At 70.0% G+C, this 26,993-nt stretch carries 21 protein-coding genes; 15 read left to right on the top strand and 6 right to left on the bottom strand.

Annotated elements, in window-relative coordinates:
* Positions 1 to 49: 49 nt before the first annotated feature.
* Positions 50 to 1,675 (bottom strand): chaperonin GroEL, encoded by a 1,626-nt coding sequence (gene groL, locus ADBZ9K_RS26610; protein WP_526625290.1) that lies wholly within the window; start codon positions 1,673 to 1,675, stop codon positions 50 to 52.
* A 191-nt stretch (positions 1,676 to 1,866) separates the two neighbouring features.
* The gene (locus ADBZ9K_RS26605) at positions 1,867 to 2,424 is read right to left on the bottom strand and encodes a TetR/AcrR family transcriptional regulator (RefSeq protein ID WP_526625288.1); all 558 of its coding nucleotides are present in this window, start codon (positions 2,422 to 2,424) and stop codon (positions 1,867 to 1,869) included.
* Between the two features lie 102 nt (positions 2,425 to 2,526).
* On the opposite strand from ADBZ9K_RS26605, the gene ADBZ9K_RS26600 reads away from it, so the two are divergent.
* The 3 genes from ADBZ9K_RS26600 to ADBZ9K_RS26590 all read left to right on the top strand — a co-directional run bounded on the left by ADBZ9K_RS26600 (position 2,527) and on the right by ADBZ9K_RS26590 (position 5,704).
* Complete coding sequence (locus ADBZ9K_RS26600) at positions 2,527 to 3,423, top strand: SDR family oxidoreductase (protein WP_526625287.1); 897 nt, start codon at positions 2,527 to 2,529, stop codon at positions 3,421 to 3,423.
* A 17-nt stretch (positions 3,424 to 3,440) separates the two neighbouring features.
* A complete protein-coding gene (locus ADBZ9K_RS26595) occupies positions 3,441 to 3,932 on the top strand; it encodes a cupin domain-containing protein (protein ID WP_526625285.1) in 492 nt (163 codons plus the stop codon).
* Between the two features lie 74 nt (positions 3,933 to 4,006).
* The gene (locus ADBZ9K_RS26590) at positions 4,007 to 5,704 is read left to right on the top strand and encodes a DEAD/DEAH box helicase (RefSeq protein ID WP_526625284.1); all 1,698 of its coding nucleotides are present in this window, start codon (positions 4,007 to 4,009) and stop codon (positions 5,702 to 5,704) included.
* Here ADBZ9K_RS26590 and ADBZ9K_RS26585 read toward each other — a convergent pair.
* Together ADBZ9K_RS26585 and ADBZ9K_RS26580 are read right to left on the bottom strand one after the other, a co-directional pair.
* Positions 5,688 to 6,170 carry an SRPBCC family protein gene (locus ADBZ9K_RS26585; RefSeq protein WP_526625283.1) on the bottom strand — a complete coding sequence of 161 codons (483 nt, stop codon included), beginning with the start codon at positions 6,168 to 6,170 and terminating at the stop codon, positions 5,688 to 5,690. The two genes, ADBZ9K_RS26590 and ADBZ9K_RS26585, sit on opposite strands and share 17 nt — an antisense overlap.
* A gap of 59 nt (positions 6,171 to 6,229) precedes the next feature.
* Positions 6,230 to 7,045 carry an HAD-IIA family hydrolase gene (locus ADBZ9K_RS26580; RefSeq protein ID WP_526625282.1) on the bottom strand — a complete coding sequence of 272 codons (816 nt, stop codon included), beginning with the start codon at positions 7,043 to 7,045 and terminating at the stop codon, positions 6,230 to 6,232.
* Positions 7,046 to 7,121: 76 nt separating this feature from the next.
* Between ADBZ9K_RS26580 and ADBZ9K_RS26575 the strand changes: the two genes are divergently transcribed.
* Genes ADBZ9K_RS26575 through ADBZ9K_RS26555 form a run of 5 tightly spaced genes read left to right on the top strand, consistent with a single transcriptional unit; the run spans position 7,122 to position 13,101 of the window.
* Positions 7,122 to 8,045, top strand: a complete 924-nt coding sequence (locus ADBZ9K_RS26575) for an SDR family oxidoreductase (protein WP_526625281.1) — start codon at positions 7,122 to 7,124, stop codon at positions 8,043 to 8,045.
* Positions 8,045 to 9,331, top strand: coding sequence for a molybdopterin molybdotransferase MoeA (gene moeA / locus ADBZ9K_RS26570; protein WP_526625280.1), 1,287 nt, complete (start codon positions 8,045 to 8,047; stop codon positions 9,329 to 9,331). The genes ADBZ9K_RS26575 and moeA overlap by 1 nt, the downstream gene beginning before the upstream one ends.
* A gap of 36 nt (positions 9,332 to 9,367) precedes the next feature.
* Positions 9,368 to 10,081, top strand: coding sequence for a phosphatidylserine decarboxylase (locus ADBZ9K_RS26565; protein WP_526625279.1), 714 nt, complete (start codon positions 9,368 to 9,370; stop codon positions 10,079 to 10,081).
* A 23-nt stretch (positions 10,082 to 10,104) separates the two neighbouring features.
* On the top strand, positions 10,105 to 10,920 hold the full coding sequence (locus tag ADBZ9K_RS26560) for a CDP-alcohol phosphatidyltransferase family protein (RefSeq protein ID WP_526625278.1): 816 nt from the start codon (positions 10,105 to 10,107) through the stop codon (positions 10,918 to 10,920).
* A 3-nt stretch (positions 10,921 to 10,923) separates the two neighbouring features.
* Positions 10,924 to 13,101 carry an AAA family ATPase gene (locus ADBZ9K_RS26555; protein ID WP_526625277.1) on the top strand — a complete coding sequence of 726 codons (2,178 nt, stop codon included), beginning with the start codon at positions 10,924 to 10,926 and terminating at the stop codon, positions 13,099 to 13,101.
* On the opposite strand, the gene ADBZ9K_RS26550 is transcribed toward ADBZ9K_RS26555, so the two are convergent.
* A complete protein-coding gene (locus tag ADBZ9K_RS26550) occupies positions 13,098 to 13,544 on the bottom strand; it encodes an SRPBCC family protein (protein WP_526625276.1) in 447 nt (148 codons plus the stop codon). The genes ADBZ9K_RS26555 and ADBZ9K_RS26550 overlap by 4 nt on opposite strands.
* Before the next feature lie 18 nt (positions 13,545 to 13,562).
* Complete coding sequence (locus tag ADBZ9K_RS26545) at positions 13,563 to 18,968, bottom strand: beta-propeller fold lactonase family protein (RefSeq protein WP_526625274.1); 5,406 nt, start codon at positions 18,966 to 18,968, stop codon at positions 13,563 to 13,565.
* Positions 18,969 to 19,870: 902 nt separating this feature from the next.
* On the opposite strand from ADBZ9K_RS26545, the gene ADBZ9K_RS26540 reads away from it, so the two are divergent.
* From ADBZ9K_RS26540 to ADBZ9K_RS26510, 7 genes are read left to right on the top strand one after another with little or no spacing between them, the layout of a single operon-like run.
* On the top strand, positions 19,871 to 22,777 hold the full coding sequence (locus ADBZ9K_RS26540; RefSeq protein WP_526625273.1) for a Na+/H+ antiporter subunit A: 2,907 nt from the start codon (positions 19,871 to 19,873) through the stop codon (positions 22,775 to 22,777).
* Positions 22,774 to 23,244: a Na(+)/H(+) antiporter subunit C gene (locus tag ADBZ9K_RS26535; protein WP_526625272.1), complete on the top strand. Its 471-nt coding sequence runs from the start codon at positions 22,774 to 22,776 to the stop codon at positions 23,242 to 23,244. The genes ADBZ9K_RS26540 and ADBZ9K_RS26535 overlap by 4 nt, the downstream gene beginning before the upstream one ends.
* Positions 23,241 to 24,839, top strand: coding sequence for a Na+/H+ antiporter subunit D (locus ADBZ9K_RS26530; protein WP_526625271.1), 1,599 nt, complete (start codon positions 23,241 to 23,243; stop codon positions 24,837 to 24,839). The genes ADBZ9K_RS26535 and ADBZ9K_RS26530 overlap by 4 nt, the downstream gene beginning before the upstream one ends.
* Entirely contained in the window at positions 24,839 to 25,384 is a 546-nt protein-coding gene (locus ADBZ9K_RS26525; protein ID WP_526625270.1) for a Na+/H+ antiporter subunit E, read from the top strand. Before ADBZ9K_RS26530 ends, ADBZ9K_RS26525 begins: the two co-directional genes overlap by 1 nt.
* On the top strand, positions 25,381 to 25,656 hold the full coding sequence (locus ADBZ9K_RS26520; protein ID WP_526625269.1) for a monovalent cation/H+ antiporter complex subunit F: 276 nt from the start codon (positions 25,381 to 25,383) through the stop codon (positions 25,654 to 25,656). The genes ADBZ9K_RS26525 and ADBZ9K_RS26520 overlap by 4 nt, the downstream gene beginning before the upstream one ends.
* Entirely contained in the window at positions 25,653 to 25,997 is a 345-nt protein-coding gene (mnhG, locus tag ADBZ9K_RS26515) for a monovalent cation/H(+) antiporter subunit G (protein ID WP_526625268.1), read from the top strand. Before ADBZ9K_RS26520 ends, mnhG begins: the two co-directional genes overlap by 4 nt.
* Positions 25,994 to 26,899: an SAM-dependent methyltransferase gene (locus ADBZ9K_RS26510; protein ID WP_526625266.1), complete on the top strand. Its 906-nt coding sequence runs from the start codon at positions 25,994 to 25,996 to the stop codon at positions 26,897 to 26,899. The genes mnhG and ADBZ9K_RS26510 overlap by 4 nt, the downstream gene beginning before the upstream one ends.
* The last annotated feature ends 94 nt before the right edge of the window (positions 26,900 to 26,993 follow it).

Raw genomic sequence — 26,993 nt, 5'->3', positions numbered from 1 at the left:
GCAAAGTGCCCGGCTCGCTAGGCGAGCCGGGCACTTCGTTTGGACAGACTTAGAAGTCCATACCGCCCATGCCACCGGTCGGGTCGCCCGCGGGTGCGGCGGCCTTCTCCGGCTTGTCGGCGACGACGGCCTCGGTGGTGAGGAACAGCGCCGCGATGGACGCCGCGTTCTGCAGCGCCGAGCGGGTGACCTTGACCGGGTCGGCGACGCCGGCCTTGAGCAGGTCCTCGTACTCGTTGGTGGCCGCGTTCAGGCCGGTTCCGGACGGGGAGTTGCGCACCTTCTCGGCGACAACGCCCGGCTCCAGGCCGGCGTTGAAGGCGATCTGCTTCAGCGGGGCCTCGAGCGCGACGCGCACGATGTTGGCACCGGTGGCCTCGTCACCCTCGAGCTTGAGCTCGTCGAGCGAGGGAGCCGCCTGCAGCAGAGCCACGCCGCCACCGGCGACGATGCCCTCTTCGACAGCAGCCTTGGCGTTGCGCACGGCATCTTCGATGCGGTGCTTGCGCTCCTTGAGCTCCACCTCGGTGGCAGCTCCGGCCTTGATCACCGCAACACCGCCGGCCAGCTTGGCCAGGCGCTCTTGCAGCTTCTCGCGGTCGTAGTCGGAGTCGCTGTTCTCGATCTCGGCACGGATCTGAGACACGCGACCGGCAATGGCGTCGGAGTCACCGGCACCCTCGACGATGGTGGTCTCGTCCTTGGTCACGACGACCTTGCGGGCCTGGCCCAGCAGGGTGACGTCGGCGGTCTCGAGCGAGAGGCCGACCTCTTCGCTGACGACCTGGCCACCGGTCAGGATCGCGATGTCCTGCAGCATGGCCTTGCGGCGGTCGCCGAAGCCCGGGGCCTTGACGGCCACAGACTTGAAGGTGCCACGGATCTTGTTGACCACCAGGGTGGACAGGGCTTCGCCCTCGACGTCCTCGGCGATGATCAGCAGCGGCTTGCCGGACTGGATGACCTTCTCCAGCAACGGCAGCAGGTCCTTGACGGTGGAGACCTTCGACGACACCAGCAGGATGTACGGATCCTCGAGGACCGCTTCCTGACGCTCGGCGTCGGTCACGAAGTAACCCGAGATGTAGCCCTTGTCGAAGCGCATACCCTCGGTGAGCTCCAGCTGCAGGCCGAAGGTGTTGGACTCCTCGACGGTGATGACACCCTCGTTGCCAACCTTGTCCATGGCCTCGGCGATCAGATCGCCGATGGTCTGGTCGCCCGCGGAGATGCCGGCCGTGGCCGCGATCTGCTCCTTGGTCTCGACCTCTTTGGCCGAGGCCAGCAGGGTCTGGGTGACCTTCTCGACGGCCTTCTCGATGCCGCGCTTCAGGCCGAGCGGGTTGGCGCCGGCAGCGACGTTGCGCAGACCTTCGCGAACCAGGGCCTGAGCCAGGACGGTGGCGGTGGTGGTGCCATCTCCAGCGACGTCGTCGGTCTTCTTGGCGACCTCTTTGACCAGCTCAGCGCCGATCTTCTCGTACGGGTCCTCCAGCTCGATCTCCTTGGCGATGGACACACCATCGTTGGTGATCGTGGGGGCGCCCCACTTCTTCTCCAGCACGACGTTGCGACCCTTGGGGCCCAGCGTCACCTTGACCGCGTCGGCGAGGGCGTTGAGGCCCCGCTCGAGGCCGCGGCGTGCCTCTTCGTCGTAAGCAATGATCTTGGACATTGCGAAGTGAATCCTCCGGTTGGGGGTTACACGTCTTTGGTCGGACACAGTGCCCGCGACGGACGACCATGGCTGTGTTCGGCTCTGGTCTCACCGTCCCGACCTAGCACTCACCGGTCGGGAGTGCCAACCACATTCTTAGCACTCGACCATGGCGAGTGCAAGGCCGGTCAAAGCCCGCCCCCACGCGTTCACCCTGCGCGTAAGCCGTCCACAATCACGTCCGTGATCCGGTCGGCGACCCCGCCGCCGAACTCCTGCCCGCTCTTGCAGACGACCAGTAGCGCCTTGAGTTCAGGCACACCGACATCGGCACGGACCGCGCCGGCCCGCTGTGCCGCCGAGAGCAGCTCACCAAGGACGGCCAGGAATTCCGCCTCGGCACCGGGGGCGGCCTTCTCGACATCGATGCCGTAGCGGGCCAGCGCATCGACCATCCCGTGGTCGGCGGAACCGCTGCGGACGATCTCGCGGACGAATTCGAACAGCGCGGTCGACGGGTCACCGCGCAGCAAGGCCTGCCCGCGCTCGACGACCTGGCGGATCCGGTCGCCGACGACGGCCTCGAACAGCGCCTCCTTGGTCGGGAAGTGCCGGTAGACGGTGCCGGCCCCGACACCCGCCTTGCGGGCGATCTCGTCGATGGGCACCGATAGCCCCTGTTCGGCGAAGACTTCGTAGGCGACCTGGAGCACCCGGGCACGGTTGCGCGCGGCGTCAGCCCGCAGCGGCCGGTCCGGTTCCGACACCTCACACACTCCCTCACATTGACAAACCGGAGCGCGCGTTCCGTATAGTTGGCACAACCGGGGCGCACGCTCCGCTTAGCTATTCTAGATGAGGAGAATGCCATGCCCGCCTGGACTTGCGCCGACATTCCGGACCAGACCGGCCGCACGGTGGTGATCACCGGGGCCAACACCGGGCTGGGCTATGAGACCGCCCGTGCACTGGCCGGCCGCGGTGCCCGCGTGGTGCTCGCCGTCCGCAACCTCGACAAGGGCAAGGCGGCAGCCGACCTGATCGCCCGGCGCTACCCCGGCGCCGACGTCACCGTGCAGGAACTCGACCTGACCTCGCTGGATTCCATCCATGCCGCCGCCGACCAACTCCGCGCCGGCCACGACAGCATCGACCTGCTGATCAACAACGCGGGCGTGATGATGACGCCGAAGGCAACCACCAAGGACGGGTTCGAGCTGCAGTTCGGCACCAACCATCTGGGGCACTTCGCCTTCACCGGACTGTTGCTCGACCGGATACTCGCGGCCAAGGGCTCGCGGGTGGTCACGGTCAGCAGCACCGGGCATCGCTTCGGCCGGATCCGGTTCGACGATCTGCAGTCCGAGCGCAGCTACAACCCCTTGACCGCCTACGGGCAGTCCAAACTCGCCAACCTGATGTTCACCTACGAGTTGCAGCGGCGGCTGGCCGGAACCGACACCATCGCCACCGCCGCACACCCGGGCGGCTCGAACTCCGAACTGTCGCGTCACGTGCCCCGCGGCGTGCAGCAGGCCTTCCGATTGCTGGAGCAGAGCACCGAGATGGGCGCACTGCCGACGCTGCGCGCCGCCACCGACCCGAACGTGCTCGGCGGTCAGTACTACGGACCGGGCGGCTTCCTCGAGCTGCGCGGCCACCCCAAGCTGGTCGGCTCCAACCGCCGGTCCCACGACGTCGCCGCCCAGCAGCGGCTCTGGCAGGTGTCGCAGGACCTGACGGGTGTGGTGTATCCGATCGGCTGAGGTGCACACTGGGGTCGATGTCACTGCATGTGCCGCCCTATCCCCCGCCCCGGTACGACGGTGACGCCGGCGAGGTCAGCGCCACGCTGCGCAAAGCCGACACCCCACCGGATTACGAGAGCTGGGGAGTGAGGTACAGCTACCTGGCCAGCCAGCAGTCCACCGACGGCGACTTCGGCCTGTATCGCGTCGACCTCGCCCCCGCCGCCGGCGGTCCGGGGCCGCACTTCCACAAGGCCATGGCGGAATCCTTCTTCGTGCTGTCGGGGCGGATGCGGCTCTACGACGGGCACGACTGGGTCGACGGGGCCACCGGCGACTACCTGTACGTGCCGCCGGGCGGCATCCACGGCTTCCGCAACGAGGCCGACGAACCGGCCTCGATCCTGATGCTGTTCACTCCCGGGGCGCCACGCGAGTACTACTTCGAAGGGTTGGCCACGCTCGGCGACCTCACCGACGACGAGCGTCGCGAATTCTTCATCCGCAACGACAACTTCTTCGCCTGACGACACGCCGCATCGAGGTGCGCCTGCGGATCCGCTTGCACTAGAGTCCATCTCGTTCAGAGAGGAGTCCCAGGGTGCGGGCAGTGGATGCGCCCAGCGCCCAGGCATTACGGGGCTGGCAACGGCGGGCTTTGGTCAAGTACCTGACCGCCAAACCGCGCGACTTCCTGGCGGTGGCGACACCGGGCGCCGGCAAGACCACCTTCGCCCTGCGCATCGTCGCCGAGCTGCTCGCCGAGGGCACCGTCGAGGCCGTCACGATCGTCGTCCCGACCGAACACCTCAAGATCCAGTGGGCGCAGGCCGCGGCCCGGCACGGCATCGCCCTGGATCCCAAGTTCTCCAACTCCAACTCGCAGACGTCCTCGGATTACCACGGTGTCGTCGTCACCTACGCCCAGGTCGCCAGCCACCCCACCCGGCACCGGGTGCGCACCGAGAACCGCAGGACCCTGGTCGTCTTCGACGAGATCCACCACGGCGGCGACGCCAAGACCTGGGGCGACGCCATGCGGGAGGCGTTCGACGACGCCACCCGCCGGCTGGCGCTGACGGGCACCCCGTTCCGCAGCGACGACAGCGCGATCCCGTTCGTCACCTACGAGACCGGGCCCGACGGTTTCGCCCGGTCGCAGGCCGACCACGTCTACGGGTATTCCGAGGCATTGGCCGACGGCGTTGTGCGGCCGGTGATGTTCATGGCCTACTCCGGGGAGGCCCGGTGGCGCGACAGTGCGGGCGAAGAGCACGCCGCCCGCCTCGGTGAACCGCTGACCGCCGAGCAGACCGCGCGGGCCTGGAAGACCGCGCTCAACCCGGCCGGCGAGTGGATGCCCGCGGTGATTGCCGCGGCCGACACTCGGCTGCGCGGCCTGCGCGAACACGTGCCCGACGCGGGCGGCATGATCATCGCCTCCGACCAGACCGCCGCCCGGGCCTACGCCGACCTGCTGCTGAAGATCACCGGCGAGGCACCGACCGTGGTGCTCTCCGACGACCCGGGCTCCTCGGACCGCATCTCCGAGTTCTCGGCGAGCACCTCACGCTGGCTGGTGGCCGTGCGCATGGTGTCCGAAGGAGTCGACGTGCCGCGGCTGGCGGTCGGTGTGTACGCCACCAGCGCGTCGACGCCGCTGTTCTTCGCCCAGGCGATCGGCCGATTCGTGCGCTCGCGGCGCCCGGGCGAGACGGCGTGCATCTTCCTGCCGTCGGTGCCCAACCTGCTGCTGCTGGCCAGCGAGATGGAAGCGCAACGCAACCATGTGTTGGGCAAGCCGCACCGCGAGAACCTCGACGACGACCCGCTCGAGGCCGAACTGGCCAAGCAGAAGCGCGACGAGGCCGACGACCAGGAGAACAAGATCGAGTACCTCGGCGCCGACGCCGAGCTCGACCAGGTGATCTTCGACGGATCGTCGTTCGGCACCGCGACACCGGCCGGCAGTGACGAGGAGGCGGACTACCTCGGCATCCCGGGGCTGCTCGACGCCGATTCGATGCGAGACCTGTTGCGGCGCAGGCAGGAAGAACAGCTGACGAAGCGCACCGCCAGCGGCGAGGTGCCGCGGCCGACCACCCACGGTCAGCTGCGGGATCTCCGACGCGAACTCAACACCCTGGTGTCGCTGGCGCATCACCGCACCGGCAAGACGCACGGGCAGATCCACAACGAACTACGCCGGATCTGTGGCGGACCGCCGGTGGCCGCGGCCACCAGGGATCAGCTCAAGGCGCGGATCGAAGCGGTCCGCGGGCTCACGTCGTCGCAGTGACGACCGACAGGTTGGCGAGGTTGGCCAGCGAGTTGTCCAGGTGCTCGAGCGGGAACGGCGGGAACTGCATGTTCTCCCGGACCTCGGCGGGTGCCTTCGACCAGTCGTAGGTCAGGGTCACGCGGGTCTGCCGCTCACCGGTCGGTTCCAGGTCATAGCGCCACGTCCAGCCGCCCAGCCCCAGGGACCCGTCGGGGTTGTCCCAACCCGGCTCCCAGGCGATCACCCGGTCGGGTTCGATCGCGATGACCTGGTTGGCCATCCGGTAGTGCTTGTCGGGGTGGTCGTCGTGGTACATGGCCATCCGGAAGATCTGCCCGGCGCTGGTCAGGGGCTGCCCGTCCAGCGGTTCGCGCACCCATCCGGTGCCGTCGATGTGCTGGTGGGTGTTCGGGTCGGCCAGCACCCGGAACACGGCGGCGGCGGGTGCCTCGATGGTGGCGGTCACGATCAGTGTTTCGGTCATGCTCGGGTAGACCGGCGCGGGCGGCGAAACTCATCGCCGCTAGAGCCCCCGGGTCGCCGCTAGAACCCGAGCAACCCCGGCAGGTCGGCGACCGAATCCAAAACGTGGTTGGGTTGCATTGCGAATTCGTCTGCGGCCCAACGGTCCAGGGTGTCCTGGCGGAACTTTCCGGTGCGCACCAGCACCCCTGTCATGCCGACCACCTGGGCGGCCAGCACGTCGTTGTTGAGATCGTCGCCGACCATGAACATCTCGTCGGGGTCGACGCCGAGCCGGGCCGCCGACGCCAGGAACCCCGCCGGCGCCGGCTTGCCGACCGCGGCGGCCTTGCGCCCGGAGGTCTGCTCCATCCCGATCAGGTACATGCCGGTGTCGATGCGCAGGCCCTCGGTGGTCGTCCACGCGGTGCTGCGGTGCATGGCCACCACCGGGACACCCTGGGCCATCCACTCGTAAACCCGGCTCAACGTGCGGTGGCTGTATTCCGGGCCGGCCCCGCCCAGCAGGATGACATCGGGAACGCCGGGATCGATGCCGTCGTCGAACATCACCGAGTCGACGATGTCGATGCCCGGCATGTCATCGGTGATCTGGCCATTGTTGACCAGGAAACATCGGGCGTCGGGATAGTTGGCGCGCACATAGTCGGCGGTCAGCACCGCAGCGGTAATCACCTCGTCGGGCCGCACCTCGATGCCGGCCTGGCACAGCGCCGCGGCGATCTGCTGGCGGGTGCGGGTGGTGGTGTTGGTCAGATACGACCGCGCAACCTGGCGGTCGGAGAGCACCGCCAGAGCCTCGGCCGCACCGGGGATCGGCTGCCAGGAGGTGACCAACACGCCATCGATGTCGAACAGGACCCCACCGATAGCCATACCGCGACAGTAAACGGCCACCGCTTGGATGCAACTTGGGCCGGCTGTAACTTGGGGCCACAGTATCGTCGGTGCCATGAGCGCACCACACTGGACCGAATCAGACGTCCCCGATCAGAGCGGACGCGTCGCGATCGTCACCGGTTCGAACAGCGGCCTGGGCTTCGACACCGCACGGGTGCTGGCGCAGCGCGGGGCCAAGGTGGTGATGGCCGTGCGTGACACCGCCAAAGGGGAGGCGGCCGCAGCGCAGATCGGCAAGGCCGTACCGGCCGCCGACATCGCGGTGCACAAGCTGGACCTGGGCTCGTTGGCCTCGGTGCGGGAGGCCGCTGCCGAGCTGGGCGGCACCTATCCCCGCATCGACCTGCTGATCAACAACGCCGGGGTGATGTACCCGCCCAAGCAGACCACCGCCGACGGCTTCGAGCTGCAGTTCGGCACCAACCACCTGGGTCATTTCGCGCTTACCGGCCTGCTGCTGAACAATCTGCTGCCCGTCGCCGGATCGCGGGTGGTGGTAGTCGCCAGCATCGCGCACAACATCCGCGCCAAGATCGCCTTCGACGACCTGCAGTGGGAGCGCCGCCGCTACGAGCGCGTCGCCTCCTACGGACAGTCCAAGCTGGCCAACCTGATGTTCGCCTACGAGCTGCAGCGCCGGCTGGCCGCCGCCAACGCGAAAACCATTGCGGTTGCGGCACATCCGGGTGTATCGAACACCGAGCTGATGCGCCACGTCCCCGGCTCGTCACTGCCCGGCGTCAAGCTGCTCGCCGGTCTGGTGCTCAACAGCGCCGAGCTGGGCGCACTGCCGACATTGCGGGCCGCCACCGACCCGACGGTGGTCGGCGGCCAGTACTACGGCCCGGACGGGTTCCGCGAGCTGCGCGGCTACCCGAAGCTGGTGGACTCCAGCGGCCAGTCGCATGATCGGGGCATCCAGCAGCGGCTGTGGACGGTGTCCGAAGAACTGACCGGCGTCATCTTCCCCGTCTGATGCGCAGCGTCGAGGAACATCAGCGGGTCGTCGCCGAGCTGATCACGCAGCGCCCGTCGGTGACTGTCGGGCTGGCCGAGGCCGAAGGCCTGGCGCTGGCCGCGGACGTGGCAGCACCGTTGTCGCTTCCGATGTTCGACAACTCGGCGATGGACGGCTACGCGGTGCGCGCCGAGGACGTCGCCGGCGCCACCGCGGCCACCCCGGTGAAACTGCCGGTGGCCGAGGATATTCCAGCCGGGCGCACCGACGAGCTGACGCTGGCGCCGGGCACCGCGCACCGGATCATGACCGGGGCACCGCTGCCGGCCGGTGCGACGGCGGTGGTGCCGGTCGAGGCGACCGACGGCGGGACCGAGATCGTCGAGATCCGCTCGGCCCCCCAGCCGGGCCAACACATCCGCCGCGCCGGTGAGGACGTCACCGCGGGGACGCCCGTGTTGCGGGCCGGTCAGGTGGTCACCCCGGCCGCGCTGGGGCTGGCTGCCGCACTCGGCCTGAGTGCGCTGACCGTCCAGCCACGCCAGCGCGTGCTGGTGATGTCGACCGGCTCGGAACTGGTGTCAGCCGGCACCGCACTGCAGCCCGGCCAGATCTATGAGTCCAACGCCATCATGCTGGCCGCCGCCGTGCGCGAGGCCGGCGGACACGTGGTGGCGATGCCGACGTCCAGCGATGACGTCACGCAGTTCAGCGCGGTGCTGGCCGGCTACTCCGGGCAGGCCGACCTGATCATCACCTCTGGTGGCGTCAGCGCCGGCGCCTACGAGGTGGTCAAGGACGCCTTCGGCGGCTCCGGTGCCGAAGGTCGCCGGCCCGGCGGCTCCGGTGTCGAAGGTCGCCGGCCCGGCGGCTCCGGTGTCGAAGGTCGCCGGCCCGGCGGCTCCGGTGTCGACTTCGTCAAGGTGGCCATGCAGCCGGGTATGCCACAGGGGGCAGGCACCGTGGCGGGCACCCCGATCGTCACGTTGCCGGGCAATCCGGTCAGCGCGCTGGTGTCCTTCGAGGTGTTCGTCCGCCCCGCCCTGCGCGCGGCGATGGGCCTGCCCCACCCGCATCGACCGCGGCGCACCGCCGTGCTGGCCGACGCCCTGACCTCGCCGCAGGGCAAGCGCCAGTTCCGCCGCGGCGTGTACGACGCGGCCACGGGCACGGTCACCACCTACGGCCCGCCGGCCTCCCATCACCTGCGCTGGCTGGCCTCGGCGAACTGCCTGCTGGAGATCGCCGAAGATGTCACCGAGATGGCCGCCGGGCAACAGGTGCAACTCTGGGACCTGGCGTAGGTTCCCCCGAGATCAGCCGCGGCTAGAATCACGCCGATGGCCAGACGCCCCCGCACCGCGGAAGACGACATGAAGTCCGGCCCCCAGCGGCTGGTCGCGCTGGTGCGTTCCTCGGTTCCCCCCGTCCACCCCGCCGGTCTGCCGTTCATCTCGGCGGGCCTGGCGGTCGCCGCAGTCGGCCGCAAGAACCGCTGGGTGCGGCGGGCCGGGTTGGCCGCCGCCGCCGCGAACGCGGGCTTCTTCCGGCATCCGCCGCGGCGGCCACCGACCCGCCCGGGCGTGGTCGTGGCCCCGGCCGACGGGCTGATCTGCCTGATCGAGGAGGCCGAGCCGCCGCGCGAACTGGGCCTGGACACCGGCCCGGTCCCGCGGGTGAGCATCTTCCTGTCGCTGCTGGACGCCCACGTGCAGCGGGTGCCGGTCGGGGGCGAGGTGCTGGCGGTGCAGTACCGTCCCGGCAGCTTCCATTCCGCCGATCTCGCTGCCGCCAGTGCGGACAATGAACGCAACAGCATGCTGATCCGCACGCCGGAAGGACGGGACGTGGTGGTCGTACAGATCGCCGGCCTGATTGCCCGCCGCATCGTCTGCGACGTGCACGCCGGAGACACGGTCGCCATCGGGGACACCTACGGGTTGATCCGGTTCGGGTCGAGGCTGGACACCTATCTTCCGGCGGGCTCGCAGATCCTGGTCGAACCGGGTCAGCGGGCGCTCGCCGGCGAAACCGTATTGGCCCAGTTGCCGTGATCAAGCCCGGGCGTCCCGCCGCCATGCGCATCTTGCCCAGTGCGACGACGGTGTTGGCCATCTGTGCGGGGCTGACCTCGATTAAGTTCGCCCTCGACGGGCGCCCGCACATCGCCCTCGCATTGATCGGGGCGGCGGCAGTGCTCGACGGTATCGACGGCGGCATCGCGCGCGCCCTGGACGCACAGTCCCGGATGGGCGCCGAGATCGACTCGCTTGCCGACGCGGTGAACTTCGGTGTCGCACCCGCGCTGGTGGTTTACGTGACATTGCTGCCGACCTCGCCGGTCGGCTGGATCTTCGCACTGCTCTACGCCGTGTGCATCGTGTTGCGGCTGGCCCGGTTCAACGCCCTGCTCGACGATGACACCCGGCCGGCCTATACGCGGCAGTACTTCACGGGTATGCCGGCGCCGTGTGGCGCGGTCGGCGTGATCGGCCCGCTCGCAGCAATGCTGCAGTTCGGTCCCGGCTGGTGGACCTCGCCGTGGTTCGTCTGCTTCTGGTTCGCCGCGAACGCCGCCCTCCTGATCAGCCGGGTGCCGACGCTGGCGCTCAAGTCGGTATCGATGCCACCCAACGCCGCTCCGATCCTGCTGATCATGATCGCCGCCGCGGCGGCGGCGTTGCTGCTGTTCCCCTACATCCTGGTCCTGGTGATCATCGTGGGCTACGTGTGCATCATCCCGTTCACCATCCGCAGCCAGCGCTGGGTCGCTGCCCGGCCAGAGGCATGGAACGACGCACCCAAACAGCGGCGCGCAGCGCGACGCGCGAACCGCCGCGGCATGCCGAACCGCCGGTCGGCCAGGCTTCGGCTGCGCAAACCGGGCGGCTGAGCCGTGCCGACGAGCCTGGCGCTGACCGCGCGGCTGAACACCTCGGCCCTGGATTCCCGCCGCGGGGTGGTGCGGCTGCATCCGGAGGCCATCGCCGCACTCGGCATCCGGGAATGGGATGCGGTCTCGCTCACCGGCTCTCGCACCACCGCAGCGGTCGCCGCGGTCGCCCCCGCCGACACCCCGGCCGGCACGGCGTTGCTCGACGACGTGACGCTGTCGAATGCGGGCCTGCGCGAGGACACCACGGTGCTGGTGGCACCGGTGACGGTGTACGGGGCGCGGTCGGTGACCCTGCGCGGCTCGACTTTGGCCACCCAGTCGGTGTCGTCGGCCACCCTGCGCGAGGCGCTGTTGGGCAAGGTGATGACCGTCGGCGATGCCGTGTCGCTGCTGCCGCGCGACCTCGGACCCGGCACGTCAACCGCGCAGGCCAGTGCGGCACTGGCCTCGTCGGTGGGCATCACCTGGACCTCGGAGCTGCTGACGGTGACGGGCACCGATCCGGCGGGGCCGGTGAGTGTGCAACCGAATTCGTCGGTCACCTGGGGTGACGGTGTGCGGGCCGGGACCAGTGCGGGCGGGCATACCGCGGCGGTCAGCCCGCCCATGGTGTGGCCGGAGGCGCCGCCGGTCAGCGTTGATGATCTCAAGGGCCAGCACGTGCAGGCCGGCCGGCTCGCCGAGTGGCTCAAGCTCGCCCTTGATGAGCCGCAGCTGCTGGAAAAGCTTGGCGCCAAACCGAACCTGGGGGTGTTGGTCACCGGTCCGGCCGGGGTCGGCAAGGCCACCCTGGTGCGTGCGGTGTGCGCCGGTCGACGGCTGGTGGAACTCGACGGCCCAGACACCGGGGCGCTGGCGGCCCAGGATCGGCAGCGGGCCGTGGCCGACGCGGTGGCCACAGTCGGTAACGGCGGTGGCGTGCTGCTGGTCACCGACATCGACGCGCTGTTGCCGACGCCGGCCGAACCCGTTGCGGCCATGATCCTGGGTGAGCTGCGCAAGTCGGTGGCCACGCCCGGGGTGGCGCTGGTGGTCACCTCGCAGCAGCCGGACGCCCTGGACCCCCGGTTGCGGGCGCCCGACCTGTGTGACCGGGAGCTGGGCCTGAGCCTGCCCGACGGCGCCACCCGCAAGGCGCTGCTGGAAGTGCTGCTGCGCGACGTTCCTGCCGAGGACCTCAGCTTGGATGCAATCGCCGACCGCACACCGGGTTTCGTCCGCGCCGACCTGGCCGCGCTGGTTCGCGAGGCGGCGCTGCGGGCCGCTGCCCGGGCCAGTTCGGACGGCAAGCCGCCGGCGCTGATCCAGGAGGACATCACCGGCGCGCTCAGCGTCATCCGCCCGCTGTCACGCTCAGCTACCGAAGAGGTGTCGGTCGGCTCGATCACCCTCGACGACGTCGGCGACATGGTCGAGACCAAGCAGGCGCTCACCGAGGCCGTGCTGTGGCCGCTGCAGCATCCAGACACCTTCGCCCGGCTCGGCGTCGACCCGCCCAAGGGAGTGCTGCTCTACGGGCCGCCGGGCTGCGGCAAGACCTTCGTGGTGCGGGCGCTGGCCAGCTCAGGCCGGTTGAGCGTGCACGCCGTCAAGGGCGCCGAACTGATGGACAAGTGGGTGGGATCCTCGGAGAAGGCTGTGCGCGAATTATTTCGCCGGGCAAGGGATTCCGCACCGTCGCTGGTGTTCCTCGACGAGATCGACGCCTTAGCTCCCCGGCGCGGGCAGAGTTTCGACTCCGGGGTCACCGACCGCGTGGTGGCCGCGCTGCTGACCGAACTGGACGGCATCGAGCCGCTGCGCGACGTCGTGGTGCTCGGCGCCACCAACCGCCCCGATCTGATCGACCCCGCCCTGCTGCGCCCGGGCCGGCTGGAGAAACTGGTGTTCGTGGCGCCGCCGGATGCCGAGGCCCGCCGGGAGATCCTGCGTACCGCAGGCAAATCGGTGCCGTTGAGCCCTGATGTGGACTTGGATGCGCTGGCCGCCGACCTGGACGGCTACAGCGCCGCCGATTGCGTGGCGTTGCTACGGGAGGCGGCGCTGACCGCGATGCGCCGCTCGATCGACGCCGCCGACGTCACCGCCGCCGACGTGGCCACCGCCCGCCAGACAGTGCGTCCCTCGCTGGATCCGGTTCAGGTGCAATCACTTCAGGACTTCGCGGCCGGGCGCTAGGGCTGCTCGGCGATCGCGGCCAGCCGGTTGATGGAGCCCAGCAGCTTGTCCGCAGTGGTGGCCCGCGCCCGCACCATCCGGTTGGGATCGGCCAGCTGGGTCCAGTCATAGGTGTGGGTGACCAGCGTGTGGTGATCGTCGACTGGCTCGAGCTGCCAGCGCCAGAGATGACCGGGCGGCGGCGAGCCCACCTCCGACGGACGCCACGCGATCAATCGGCCCTCATCGAACTCGACCACGTGATTCTCCCGGTTCGGGCCCTGGGTCAGCGTCATGGTGAAGACGTCGCCCACGGCGCGGACCCGCTGACCCACCGCGGCCTCGGCGAGGTTGTCGTTGCCGTCCCACTCCGGCTGCCGCGCCGGGTCGGCGATCAAATCGAAGATCTTCGCCGCCGGTGCGGCGATCTGTCGGCTTGCGGTGACGACCTGTTGTTCGGGCATGGGCCTCATTGTCCAATGTCAGGGCACACCCGGCTGGCCCGGGCTTCCGGGAGCTCCGGTCTGCCCGTCGGCACCGGCACTGCCTCCCGTTCCTCCGGACCCGGCCGCGCCGCCGAGCCCGCCGCCGCCGGGTGTCCCGGGCTGTCCACCGCTGCCGCCGGACCCACCACCGTCTCCGTTGCCACCGTCGCCGCCGTTGCCCGCGGCACCACCGTCGCCGCCATCGGCACCGTTGCCGTTGGTGCCCGCGTTGCCCGTGCCGAGCAGTTGGCCGGCGTCACCGCCACCGCCCCCCTGGCCGCCACCCCCGCCGTTGAACCCATTGCCGCCGTTGCCGCCGGCAGCACCGGTCGTCGTCGCGTTGGCCCCGGGTGTTCCATTGCCCCCGGCACCGCCGTTCCCGCCCACTCCGGCGGACCCGCCTGACCCGGCGTTGCCGGACACCCCACCGCTGTTGCCGCCGGCACCGCCGCTGCCACCATTGCCGCCGGTAGCGCCATTGCTGCTGTTGGCGCCAATCACGGCCACCGAATTGTTCCCCAGATTGCCCACATAGATCGCAGTGCTGTTGGGGGCCACGGCAATGGGGGCGGGGTACTGGAATCCCGGTAGGCGGTCGGTCACCAGATTGGTCGCGGTGTCGATCACCCAGACCAGGCCGGTCAACTGATCGGTCACATAGGCGTGCACACCATCGGAACTGGTCGCCACCGCTGTTGCCTCTTGGAAACCGGTAATGGACGCCGTCACGGTATTGCTGGCGGTGTCGACCGCCCACACCGTGCCGTTACCGGGGCCGGTGACGTACACCTGGGAGCCGTCCGGGGTCACGGCGACATCCAGCCCGTCGTTGACCTGCGAAACGGTGGCCACGATGGCAGCGGTGGCGGTGTCGACCACATACAGCGTGGCGGCACCACCCCCGACGACGTAGGCGGTGCTGCCGTCACCGCTCAGGGCGATACTCAAACCGTAAGTGACCGGAAGAGTCCCCACCAAAGTCTGGCTCGCGGTGGATATGACCGAAACGGGTTGGCTGGCACTGTAGTTGGTCACATACAGCAGCGAACTGTCCGGGCTGACTGCCAAGCCGCCGGCCCCGGCGAAACTCGCTTGGATGGTGGAGGTTTCGTAGGTCGTGGTATCGATCACCGCCACCGTGTCGGTTTGCGAGTTGACGACGTACGCGTGCGCGCCGTCCGGGCTGATGACGACGGCCATGGGAGCGACGAAGCCGGTGATGACGCGGACGACCTGGTTGGTGCTGGTATTGATCACCGACACCGAGCCGCCGCCGGTGTTGGTGACATAGGTATAGAGCCCGTCGGGGGTCACCGCGATGCCACGCGGGTTGTTCTGGCCGGGGATATCTGCGGTCGTCGTATAGCTGCTGTTGATACCGGTTCCACCGTTGCCGCCGGCGCCACCCGCTCCGCCGTTGCCGCCGTTGCCGCTCTGGGATCCGGCGTCGCCACCGGCACCACCGTCGCCGCCGGATCCGCCGTTCACCCCGTCGGTACCGATAGCACCGGTGCCACCGGCACCCCCGTCGCCCCCGTTACCGATGGCGCCGCCATCACCGCCCGCGCCGCCGGTACCGCCGTCGAGCCCGGCTCCGGGGGCTGGCGTCCAGCCGTCGCCGCCGGCACCGCCGTTGCCCACCGTCCCGGTCACAGCCGAACCGGCGCTACCGGGCGTGCCCGGGTTGCCGCCGCCGCCGGTACCGGCCGATCCACCCTGGCCACCGCTCGTGCTGGGAGCACCCGGGCTTCCGCCGGCACCGCCCGCGCCACCGTCGGGTGTTGTGGCGTTACCCGCGGCACCCGCGCCGCCGGACCCGGGTTTGCCGCCATCACCCGCGGCACCGCCGTTGCCACCGTTGCCGGCCAGACCGGCGACACCGCCACCGAGGGCAAGGCCGGCCGCCCCACCGTCACCGCCTTGGCCGCCCGCGGCCCCTGCGCCGCCGTTCCCGCCGGCCCAACCGGAACCACCAGCGGAGATCGCGGCCGCGCCGTCGCTTCCCTTGCCCCCGGCACCACCGGCACCGCCGGCGCCGCCGACACCGCCACTGCCGCCAATCCCGTTGGCGGCCAGGGCATTACCCCCGGAGCCGCCGGCGCCGCCGTTCCCGCCGGCAGTGCCGCCACCTCCGTCGGCGCTGATCAACGACACCGTGGAGCCCGAGGAGTTTGTCACATAGACGACGTCGGAGGCGCTGACCGCGACTCCCGACGGCGACTGGAAGCCCCCGATGACGTTGACGACCGTGTTGGAGGTGGTGGCAATCACCGACACCACACCGGAGTCGGAGTCGCTGGTGACGAAGACCCACAACCCATCCGGGGTCGTCGCCGGGGAGTTCGCGCCCGTCTGGACCGAGAGCGTGGTGAGAACCTGCCCGCTGCCCGTGTCGACAACGACCACCGCGTTATTACCTGGCTCGGCGATGTAGGCCGTTGCGCCGTCGATGCTCAACGCGATGCCGGACGGCGAGCTGAGACCCTTGATCGGCTCGGCGAAGTCGTAGGTCGCGGTGTTGATCACCGAGACCGTTGAGCCGCCGCTGTTGGTGACGTAGGCCCATGCACCGTCCGGAGAGATCGCCACACTGGTCGGAAACTGCAAGCCCGTGATGGTCGTGTCGACCGTGTTGTCGGTGGTGCTGATGACCGACACCGAGCTGCTGCCGGTGTTGGCGACGTAGACGTATCGACTGTCCGGTGTTACGGCAACCCCGGACGGACCGTAACCGACATCGACCGTGTCGACGATCTCATTGCTCGCTGTGTTGATGACCGCCACGAACCCGTCGGTTTGACTCGCGTAACCACAAGCGACATAGACATATCCGCCGTTTGGACTGACCGCGACAGAAGTGGGGACGCCGGAGTCCGGGATCGAGATGACCTTGACGATTGTGTTGTCCGAGTTGACCACCGTCACCGTGTTCGCCGGGTTACTCACGACGTAGGCGGTGCCGTTCGGGCTAACGGCCACGTTCGACGGGCCGCTGAGCCCCGCGATGGCCGCTGTCGCCGAGCCGAAGCCGGCAGCTCCGGTGGCACCTGCACCGCCCGAGCCACCGTTTCCGCCAGCTCCACCGCTACCGCTCAACGTCCCGCCGCTGCCGCCCGCACCGCCGGCGCCGCCATTGCCGCCAGGGTCGAGCAGCGCGCCGACACCGCCGACACCGCCCTGACCGCCAGCTCCCCCGTCACCCACCGCGCCCGCGGCACCGCCGTTGCCGCCGGCGCCGCCGGGGTACGCATTCGTCGCGCCGTCACCGCCGGCGCCGCCGTCGCCGCCGGTAGTGGGGATGGCGCCACTGGGCGCGCGTTGCGTTCCGTCGCCGGATATGCCCCCGCTGCCCGTGGTGCCCGGATCACCGCCGTTGCCGCCGTTTCCGCCGTCGATGTAGTTCACGGTTCCCTGTCCGCCGCCCCCGCCGACGCCGCCAACCCCGGCGGCGCCACCGATGCCGCCTGCGCCAGCCGCCCCGGGGCCTCCGGACGCACCGCCCGCACCACCCACGCCACCGTTGCCACCGGCGCCACCGGCGCCACCATCGGCACCATTGCCACCGTTGCCCGCCGCGCGGGTTGCCCCCTGAGCGCCGTATCCGCCTGCGCCGCCGGCTCCACCGGCACCGCCACGACCACCGGCACCGCCGGCGCCACCGATGCCGGTCACCGCCAGTGCAGCGCCACCGGCACCGCCGACTCCACCCACGCCACCCGCGTACCCGGGCGTGCCGTTACCTCCGTCTCCGGATTCCGGTGACGCGCCCGCGACGCCGCCGCCACCCACTCCACCAGCGCCACCTACGCCGCCGGCGCCACCGGCACCGGCCTGCGAACCACCCGTGCCGCCGCTGCCGCCCGCCCCGCCCGTGCCGCCGCTGACCGCCGAGTTACCCGTGCCGCCCGCCCCGCCGGTGCCGCCCGCCCCGCCGGTGCCGACGGCTCCGCCGGCGCCACCCTGACCGCCCGCACCACCAGTTCCACCCACCACGGTGGAGTTCCAGCCGTTTCCGCCGGCACCGCCGTCGCCACCGGTCGTAGCCGACGCACCGGTGGCCGCCCGCGTGACGCCGTCACCGGCCAGCCCACCCGAACCCGGGGCACCCGGATCGCCGCCGGTGCCGCCGTCGGCGCCATCGGGCGTGGCTGAGTCCCCATTGGCGCCGGTGCCACCGGTGCCACCGGTGCCGGCGCCGCCGCCGACGCCACCCACACCGTTGGTGCCCCCCGCCGCGACACCGCCGTCACCGCCGACACCGCCGTCTCCGCCCGTGCCACCTCCAGTACCGCCGGTGCCCGCAGCTTTGCCGGTCGCGCCGGTGCCGCCGCTGCCGCCGAGCCCGCCGGCACCACCACTACCGGCGGATCCGGCGGTTGCCGTGCCGCCCGTGCCGCCAGTTCCCCCGATCCCACCGTTGCCGCCCATCAACGAGCCAGAAGTGCTGTTCCAGCCCGCACCACCGGCTCCGCCGGCACCACCAGAGCCAGCCGTCCCACTGGTGGTCGCGCCACCGGTGCCACCGCTTCCGCCGGCCCCTCCGGTCGGGTTCGCGGCGTCGCCCGCGGCGCCGACGCCTCCGGTGCCGCCTGCTCCACCGTTTCCGGTCCCACCGGCGCTCCCGATGGACCCACTGGCTCCGGCCTGGCTGAATACCAGGAGGACTCGACCGCTACCGGCACCGCCACCGGCGCCACCCAGGCCGCCACCACCGCCAGATCCGCCGTTACCGCCGGAGCCACCGCTGCCGTCTGCTGTGCCGACGACACCGGCCGCCCCCGTAGCACCCGCCCCGCCGGTACCACCGACGCCGCCGCCACCCCCGGCGCCGCCGTTTCCACCACGGCCGACCACCCAGCTGCCGTTCCCGCCAGCGCCCCCGGCACCGCCTAGGCCGCCTGTTTGGCCGGTCCCGCCGGCATCGCCGGCGTTGGCTCCGCTGAGACCGACACCCCCGGTCGCACCGGCTCCGCCAGCACCGCCGTCACCGCCATTGCCGTAGACCGACAGCAGGCCGGTCTGGCCGCCGTTGCCGCCATTTCCGCCGCTAGCCCCGGCGGTGGCAGTCGCCGCACCGCCGGCGCCACCGTTGCCGCCGTCACCGGAGAACAGTCCGCCGTTGCCACCATTTCCGCCGTTGCCGCCGGTCAGACCCGCCCCACCGTTGCCGCCATTGCCGAACCAACCGGCAGAGCCGCCGTTGCCGCCGTTGTAGCCATCGCCACCGCTGCCGAAGAGACCACCGTTGCCGCCATTACAGGCGGTGCCGCCGGTGCAACTCGCCGAGGTATAGCTGTATCCGTTGCCGAACAGCAGGCCGGCGTTCGGGTGAGTGGCCGTCCCGTCGCCGATGAAGATGCTGATCACCGAGCCGGGCTGCCATCCGCCGACGGAAACAGCCATCGGTGTGACTGCGCTTTGGCTGGGGCCGCGCAGGGCGGGTGTACCGATCTCTCGGCGGATTGCGGCCGCCGCCGTCCAGGCAACCGTCTGGGCACCGGTGTCCTCGGCAGCGCCTCGTCGAGGCCGCCCGGTGGCCGCGGACCGTGCGGCCGTAACTTCGGCGCGGATCGACACGGCTGGCGAATCGGAAGCCAGGTCGGCCGCGGCGGGCACTCCCACCTTGCCCGCAGACGGGCGGGACGTGGGTCGGCGAGTCTTCTCGCCAGGCTGTGCCGACCGGGCCCTGGGCCCGGCGGCGGCCGAGCGGGCGGACGAATCAGGGGAGGCCGACCCGCCGGAGCCGGCCGTGTCGGCAGACGCAATCGCAGGTAAGGCGCCGATCGCCGCGCCCACCCCGAGAGCGATGGCCAGCCCGCCGACTCGACCGATGTACGTCGAGCCCCGTCGCGTACCGAACCGCCGTGCCGCCTCCTGTGGCGATGCGTGCTCCATTTCGACTCCCCCGTACTACGCAGCGACCACAGACTCCCCACCCCCGTGCGCCGAAGGGGTAGAGCGATTTCACACCGCACCGCAGCGTTTCGCCTCGGGTGCCAAACGCAGTCAGATAATGACATAGCGGTCAATATCCCCGGAGGTTTTGGCACCGGACGGGAGTCGATCCTCCGCGGGCCCACTGACTGGGCCAATCCCGCCGTTGCCAGCAGACCAGAACAATGAACGTCAGCCATCGAAGATCGAAATGCCATGCTGTCCAAGCATTTTCGACGCCGTATGGGTAGCTCCGACTTTCGGTAGCCGAAAGCCCTGGACCGAACAGCAACCGCCACACCGTAGACTTGCCCCAGGACCTAGCCGAAAATTTTGGCTGACACCCCGACCGTCCTATAGATCGGAGTGCCATGCTCGTCATCCTGATCGCGCATGCGATCGCCGCCGCCGTGGCGCCGGCGCTCGTATACCGATGGGGACGGCTCGCCTTCTATCCACTGGCACTGGTGCCGGCCGGCTCGATGATCTGGGTCGTGGCCAACTGGCCGCATCCCGGTCGCCCTGACCCCGGACTCGACATTGCCTGGGTTCCAGAACTGTCGATGAACATCACGCTGCGGTTCGACACCCTGGCCGCCGTGCTGAGTGTGTTGGTGCTCGGCATCGGCGCGCTGGTGTTGTTCTACTGCGCGGAGTACTTCCACCACCGCGACAGCCACACCGAGAAGCGGCTGCCCAGCTTCGCCGCCGAACTCGTCGGCTTCTCCGGTGCCATGTTCGGACTGGTCGTCAGCGACAACATGCTGCTGCTGTACACCTTCTGGGAACTGACCACGGTGTTGTCCTTCCTGCTGGTGGGCCACTACGCGGAGCGAGCCACCAGCCGCCGCGCCGCCATGCAGGCCCTGCTCGTCACCACCGCCGGCGGGCTGGCCATGCTGGCCGGCATCATCGTGCTCGGCCACTCCGCCGGCACCTACCTGCTTTCCGAGCTGGTAGCCGCACCGCCGCACGGCACGGCCGTCGCGGTGGCAATCGTGCTGGTGCTCATCGGCGCGGTGTCCAAGTCGGCCCTGGTGCCGTTCCACTTCTGGCTGCCCGGTGCCATGGCCGCCCCGACCCCGGTCAGCGCCTACCTGCACGCCGCCGCGATGGTCAAGGCTGGGGTGTACCTCATCGCCCGGCTGACCCCCGGCTTCGCCGACTCACCGGGCTGGCGGCCCACCGTCATCACCCTGGGCGTGGTGACCATGCTGCTGGCCGGTTGGCGTGCCGTGCGCGAATACGACCTCAAGCTGATCCTGGCGTTCGGCACGGTCAGCCAGCTGGGCTTCATCACCGTCATGGTCGGGGCCGGCGGGCAGGACATGATGCTGGCCGGACTGGCCATGCTGTGTGCCCATGCTCTGTTCAAGGCGACCCTGTTCATGGTCGTCGGCGTCATCGACCACTCGACCGGCACCCGCGACATCCGCCGGCTGGCCTGGCTCGGACACCGCATGCCCGCACTGTTCGTCATCGCCGCCGCCGCGACCGCCAGCATGGCCGCGCTGCCGCCATTCCTCGGCTTCGTGGCCAAAGAGGCCGACTTCGAGACCATCGCGCACAGCGAATCGCTGGGCCCGTGGGCGCCTGTGGTGCTCACCGGCGTGGTGGTCGGCTCGGTCTTCACCACCATCTACAGCCTGCGCTTCCTGTGGGGTGCGTTCGCGCGCAAGGGATCTGGCGGCCCGACCATCCTGGTGGCCAACCTGCACCGGCCCGCGGCGGTGTTCCTGGTCGCCCCGGCGATCCTGGCCGCGGCCGGGCTGGCGTTCGGTCTGGCACCCGGCCGGCTCGACGCCACCCTCGACGACTACGCCGAAACGCTGCCCGCCGCGGGCGCGGACGACGGACACTACGTGCTGGAACTCTGGCACGGATTCGGTCTGGCCCTGCTGCTGTCGGCGCTGGTGCTCGCGGTGGGCACGACGGCATTCTTCCGCCGCGAGCGCCTGCGCCGGGCCCGCCTGGGCAACTGGCAACCGCTGGGCAACGCCGACCGGGTCTACGACGCGGTCATCCGCGGCGCCGACATGGTCTCGGTCCGGCTGACCGCCGTCACCCAGCGCGGTTCGCTGCCGGTCACCCAGTCGGTGATCCTGTCCACCCTGGTGCTGTTCCCCGTCGTCGTGCTGGCTCTGGGAGCCACGGACCGACCGCACTTCGCGTTGTGGGACTCGGTGGTGCAACCGGTGGTGGGCCTGCTCATCCTGGCCGCGGCCCTGGCCGCCACCGTCATGCGCAACCGGCTGGCCGCGGTACTGCTGGTCGGCATCACCGGGTACGGCTGCGGCGCGATCTTCGCCTTCCACGGCGCCCCCGACCTGGCACTGACCCAATTCCTGGTCGAGACCCTCACCCTGGTGATCTTCGTGCTGGTGCTGCGGACCCTGCCCGCCGAAGCCGACGAGGCCGACACCAAGCGCTACCGGCTGCCGCGAGCGGTGCTGTCGCTGGCCGTCGGCGCCACCGTGACCACCCTGGCGGTGTTCGCGATGGCCGCCCGCACCGGAACGCCGATCGCCGATCTGCTGCCCGACGCGGCCTATTACCGCGGGCACGGCTCCAACACCGTCAACGTGCTGCTCGTCGACATCCGCGCCTGGGACACCCTCGGCGAGATCTCGGTCCTGGTGGTCGCCGCCACCGGCGTCGCCTCGCTGGTGTTCCGCAACCGCCGCTTCGGTGCGGCCCCGCGCGTCTCCGACGCCGGCCAGCCCGACATCGGGGTGCTGCCCGCCCTGGCCTACAGTCCGGCCGCCGGCGACACCACCTGGCTGCGCGGCAGCGAACTGCGCGATCCCCGCTACCGCTCGCTGGTGCTGGAGGTCGCGACCCGGATGATCTTCCCGCTGATCATGGTGCTGTCGGTGTACTTCTTCTTCACCGGGCACAACACCCCCGGCGGCGGCTTCGCCGGCGGGCTGACCGCGGGCCTGGCGCTGGTGCTGCGCTACCTGGCCGGCGGCCGCTACGAGCTCGGCGAGACGTTGCCGCTGGACGCCGGCAAGATCCTGGGCGTCGGGCTGGCACTGTCGGGCGGTACCGCGGTGGGCTCCATGCTGCTGGGCGCCCCGGCCCTGTCGTCGGCGGTCATCACGTTGCACCTGCCGCTGCTCGGCACGGTCAAGTTCGTCACCGCCCTGTTCTTCGACCTCGGGGTCTATCTGATCGTGCTGGGCCTGGTCCTGGACGTGCTGCGCAGCCTGGGTGCGCGCATCGACGAAGAACTCGCCGGCCTGCCCCGGCCGGCCGCGAAGGCGCGGGCCTCATGACCACCTACCTCGTACCACTCGTCATCATCGGCGGGCTCACCAGTTGCGGTGTCTACCTGCTGCTTTCGCGCAACTTGACCAGGATGTTGCTGGGCCTACTGCTGGTCGGCAACGCGGTGAACCTGCTGATCCTGACCGTCAGCGGTGAATCCGGAAACCCGCCGATCCGGGGCCGCACCAGCGGATCGGAGACGACGACCGCCGATCCCCTGGCCCAGGGCATGATCCTGACCGCGATCGTCATCGCGATGGGCATCGCCGCCTTCGTGCTGGCCCTGACCTATCGGTCGTTCCGGTTGACCACCCAGGAAGAGGTCGGCAACGACCCCGAGGACACCCGGGTGTCGAAACTGTCCGGCGAGGAGGCCTCCTCGATCGACGAGGACGCCCCGCAGCACATCCCCGCCCGCGACACCGACGAACCCGACGAACTCGACGCACTGCCCGGGCACGAGGGGTCGCGATGACCCTCGCGGGTGTTCTCATGCCGCTGCCGGTGCTGATCCCGCTGCTGGCCGCGGCGTCGACGCTGGTGGCCGGGCGCCGCCCGCGGCTGCAGCGGCTGATCACCGTCGTGGCGCTGACCGGGGTGGTGGCGGTGTGCGCGGTGCTGCTGTACCTGGCCGACCGCGACGGAACCCAGGCGCTGCACGTCGGCGGTTGGGGCCCCACCGGGCAGGGGCTGGGTCCGCTGGGTATCACGCTGGTGGCCGACCGGCTCTCGGCGCTGATGCTCGTGGTGTCGGCGATCGTGCTGCTCGCGGTGGTGTTCTACGCCATCGGGCAGGGCATCCGCGACGGGGACGAACACCAGCCGGTGTCCATCTTCCTGCCCACCTACCTGGTGCTGTCGGCCGGCGTGTGCACGGCGTTCCTGGCCGGCGACCTGTTCAACCTCTACGTCGGGTTCGAGGTGCTGCTGTCGGCGAGCTTCGTGCTGCTGACCATCGGCGCGAGTAAGGAACGGGTGCGAGCCGGCATCTCCTACGTGATGGTGTCGATGGTGTCCTCGCTGATCTTCCTGATCGGCCTGGCCCTGGTGTACGCGACCACCGGGACGCTGAACATGGCCGAGCTGTCGCTGCGGCTGCAGGACATCAGCGGCGGCACCCGCAGCGCGATCTTCGCCGTGCTGCTGGTGGCGTTCGGGATCAAGGCGGCGGTGTTCCCGCTGTCGGCGTGGCTGCCCGACTCCTACCCGACCGCGCCGGCGCCGGTGACCGCGGTGTTCGCCGGCCTGCTGACCAAGGTGGGTGTGTATGCCATCATCCGCGCGCATTCGCTGCTGTTCCCGGCCGGCGGGCTGGACAACGTGCTGCTGGTCGCCGCGCTGCTGACGATGCTGGTCGGCATCCTGGGTGCGATCGCCCAGAACGACATCAAGCGGCTGCTGTCGTTCACCCTGGTCAGCCACATCGGCTACATGGTGTTCGGTATCGCGCTGTCCAGCCGGCTGGGCATGTCGGGGGCGATCTACTACGTCGCGCACCACATCGTCGTGCAGACCACCCTGTTCCTGGTCGTCGGACTGATCGAACGCCAGGCCGGCGCCTCGACGCTGCGCCGCCTGGGTGGGCTGGCCGCCGCCAGCCCGCTGCTGGCCTTCGTGTTCATGGTGCCCGCGCTCAATCTCGGCGGGATCCCGCCCTTTTCGGGATTCATCGGCAAGGTGGCCCTGCTCGAGGCCGGTACCGCGGTGGGTTCGGTGCTGGCCTGGTTGTTGGTCGGCGGGTCGGTGCTGACCAGTCTGCTGACGCTGTATGTGGTGGCCCGGGTGTGGACCAAGGCGTTCTGGCGCGCACGGGCCGACGCACCCGAGGGCGAGCTGGCCGACTCGGCGCCCTCGGTCTTGCTGGACGACTACGCGCAAGACGTCGCGTTCGACGATCGCGGTGATGTCGGCCGGATGCCGATCGGCATGGTGGTTCCGACGATGGGTCTGATCGCGGTGGGGCTGGCGTTGACGGTGGCGGCGGGGCCGATCTTCGGCTACACCGACCGTGCGGCCCAGGAGATCATGGACCGCGGCCGCTACATCACGGCTGTGCTGGGGAGTCCGTGATGAGGACGTGGGCGCTTCGGATCTGGACGTTGGTGTGGCTGACGCTGGTGTGGTTGCTGCTGTGGGGCAACGTGTCGGTGGCCAACGTGATCTCCGGGCTCGCGGTGGCGTTGCTGGTCACGGTGCTGCTTCCGCTGCCGGCGGTGCCGGTGCAGGGCAGGTTGCATCCACTCTCGCTGCTGTGGCTGGCGCTGAACGTGGGGTGGTGGCTGGCCGAGTCCTCGGCTCAGGTGGCGTGGCTGGCGATCCGGCCGGGCAAGCCGCCACTGTCGGCGGTGCTGCGGGCCCGGTTGGCGTTGAAGTCCGACCTGGTGCTGGCCCTGGCGGTCAACATCATGAACCTCACCCCCGGCACGATCGTGTTGGAGATCGACCAGACCCGCCGGCAGGTCTACGTCCACGTGCTTGATGTCGGCTCGCGACGTTCGGTGGACCGGTTCTATCGTCAGGTAGCTCAGCTGGAACGGCTGCTGATCGCCGCCTTCGAGCGCGACGCCGAATGGCGGCCGGCGGCAACCGAATCCGAGGAGGTGCCCCAGCGATGACTGTGGTGTGGGTAGTGGCGGGGGTGATGTTGGTCGCGGCGGCCGCGGTGACGATGATCCGGCTGCTGACCGGGCCCAGCACCCTGGACCGGCTGGTCGCCGTCGACACCCTCGTGGCGGTGACCATGTGCGGCATCGGCACCTGGGCCGCCTACAGCCTGGACACCACCGTGACCTACAGCCTGGCGGCGCTGTCCCTGATCAGCTTCGTCGGCTCGGTCAGCGTGGCCCGTTTCCGGGTGCCCGACCGTGCCAGGAAGGACCAGATGTGAGCGTCCTCGACGTGCTGGCCGCGAGCCTGGTGCTGGGCGGTTCGGCACTGGCCCTGACCGCCGCGATCGGCGTGCTGCGGTTTCCCGACACCCTGACCCGGATGCACGCCGCCACCAAACCCCAGGTGCTGGGACTGCTGCTGGTCCTCGGCGGTGCCGCCATCCGGCTGCGCGGCAACGTCGACGTGGGCATGCTCGTGCTGACCGCGATGTTCACCCTGATCACCGCACCGGTGATCGCTCACCGCGTCGGGCAGCTGGCCTACCGTGAACAGCGGATCAGCGACGACTTGACCGTCGACGAGATGCGCGACGACATCAGAGTGGACCGGAATCCGTGAGCCGAACCGACGATGACAGCTGGGACATCACCGAGGGCGTCGGCGCGACCGCGCTGAGCGTGGCCCGCGCGCGGGCCGCCGAGACCGATGCGGAGTGCCCGCTCTACACCGACCCGTATGCCCGTTTCTTCGTCGAGGCCGCCACCGAGGCGGGCTGGCGGTCACCGTTCATGGACGACCATCCTCGCCGTGCGCAGGCGATGGCCGCCTACATCGCGTCCCGAACGAGATTCTTCGACGAGTTCTTCACCACAGCCGGCGCCAACGGCCTCGACCAGGTCGTCATTCTCGCCGCAGGGCTCGATACCCGGGCCTGGCGACTGCCATGGATCCAGGGCACCACCGTCTACGAGATCGACCAGCCGAAGGTGCTCGACTTCAAGGAGCGGGTGCTCGCCGGCCACCATGCCCGGCCTGCCGCGGGCTATGCCGCCGTCGCCGCGGACCTGCGGCGCGACTGGCCAACCGCGTTGTGCGAGAAAGGTTTTGACCCGTCGGTGCCCACGGCCTGGTCGGCGGAAGGCCTGCTGCCCTACTTGTCGGCCGCCGCTCAGGACCTGCTATTCGAGCGCATCGACGAACTCAGTGCCGCCGGCAGCCGACTTTCCGTGGAGGCGTTCGGCCCGGAGTTCTATTCCCCCGAGCTGCTGGCGCGCCGCCGTGAGCGCATGGACGAGGCCCGCGCGGCCGCCGCCGAGGTCGGCGGGCACCAGATCCCCGATGTCAGCCGATTGTGGTACCTCGAGGCCCGCACGGATGTCACGCAATGGTTGACCGGCCGCGGGTGGGAGGTCAGCGCCATCGCCGCCGTCGACCTGATGGAGCATTATCGCCGGCCCGCCCCGGACGATCTCGAGGACGCCGTGCCCGACACCGTTCTGCTGGACGCCAGGAAACTCTGAGCTGACCGGCCGAGTCTGCGGTGACGGCATCGAGTCTGCGGCCAGCGCCACGACACGCCAACGAGTCACGCTCTCACCGCAGAATCGATGCGAG

The sequence above is a fragment of the Mycobacterium sp. genome (genome assembly GCF_965229265.1).
In the GTDB taxonomy this organism is placed as follows: Bacteria; Actinomycetota; Actinomycetes; order Mycobacteriales; family Mycobacteriaceae; genus Mycobacterium.
This window is presented reverse-complemented; position numbering and strand designations above follow the sequence as displayed.

Excerpts from the sequence above, each read along its gene's own strand:
- ADBZ9K_RS26520 (WP_526625269.1), top strand. The coding sequence starts at position 25,381 with ATGACTGTGGTGTGGGTAGTGGCGGGGGTGATGTTGGTCGCGGCGGCC.
- ADBZ9K_RS26595 (WP_526625285.1), top strand. The coding sequence starts at position 3,441 with ATGTCACTGCATGTGCCGCCCTATCCCCCGCCCCGGTACGACGGTGAC.
- ADBZ9K_RS26545 (WP_526625274.1), bottom strand. The coding sequence starts at position 18,968 with ATGGCTGTTTCCGTCGGCGGATGGCAGCCCGGCTCGGTGATCAGCATC.
- ADBZ9K_RS26530 (WP_526625271.1), top strand. The coding sequence starts at position 23,241 with ATGACCCTCGCGGGTGTTCTCATGCCGCTGCCGGTGCTGATCCCGCTG.
- ADBZ9K_RS26565 (WP_526625279.1), top strand. The coding sequence starts at position 9,368 with ATGGCCAGACGCCCCCGCACCGCGGAAGACGACATGAAGTCCGGCCCC.
- groL (WP_526625290.1), bottom strand. The coding sequence starts at position 1,675 with ATGTCCAAGATCATTGCTTACGACGAAGAGGCACGCCGCGGCCTCGAG.
- ADBZ9K_RS26575 (WP_526625281.1), top strand. The coding sequence starts at position 7,122 with ATGAGCGCACCACACTGGACCGAATCAGACGTCCCCGATCAGAGCGGA.
- ADBZ9K_RS26560 (WP_526625278.1), top strand. The coding sequence starts at position 10,105 with ATGCGCATCTTGCCCAGTGCGACGACGGTGTTGGCCATCTGTGCGGGG.
- ADBZ9K_RS26550 (WP_526625276.1), bottom strand. The coding sequence starts at position 13,544 with ATGCCCGAACAACAGGTCGTCACCGCAAGCCGACAGATCGCCGCACCG.
- moeA (WP_526625280.1), top strand. The coding sequence starts at position 8,045 with ATGCGCAGCGTCGAGGAACATCAGCGGGTCGTCGCCGAGCTGATCACG.
- ADBZ9K_RS26585 (WP_526625283.1), bottom strand. The coding sequence starts at position 6,170 with ATGACCGAAACACTGATCGTGACCGCCACCATCGAGGCACCCGCCGCC.
- ADBZ9K_RS26580 (WP_526625282.1), bottom strand. The coding sequence starts at position 7,045 with ATGGCTATCGGTGGGGTCCTGTTCGACATCGATGGCGTGTTGGTCACC.
- ADBZ9K_RS26535 (WP_526625272.1), top strand. The coding sequence starts at position 22,774 with ATGACCACCTACCTCGTACCACTCGTCATCATCGGCGGGCTCACCAGT.
- ADBZ9K_RS26525 (WP_526625270.1), top strand. The coding sequence starts at position 24,839 with ATGAGGACGTGGGCGCTTCGGATCTGGACGTTGGTGTGGCTGACGCTG.
- ADBZ9K_RS26540 (WP_526625273.1), top strand. The coding sequence starts at position 19,871 with ATGCTCGTCATCCTGATCGCGCATGCGATCGCCGCCGCCGTGGCGCCG.
- ADBZ9K_RS26600 (WP_526625287.1), top strand. The coding sequence starts at position 2,527 with ATGCCCGCCTGGACTTGCGCCGACATTCCGGACCAGACCGGCCGCACG.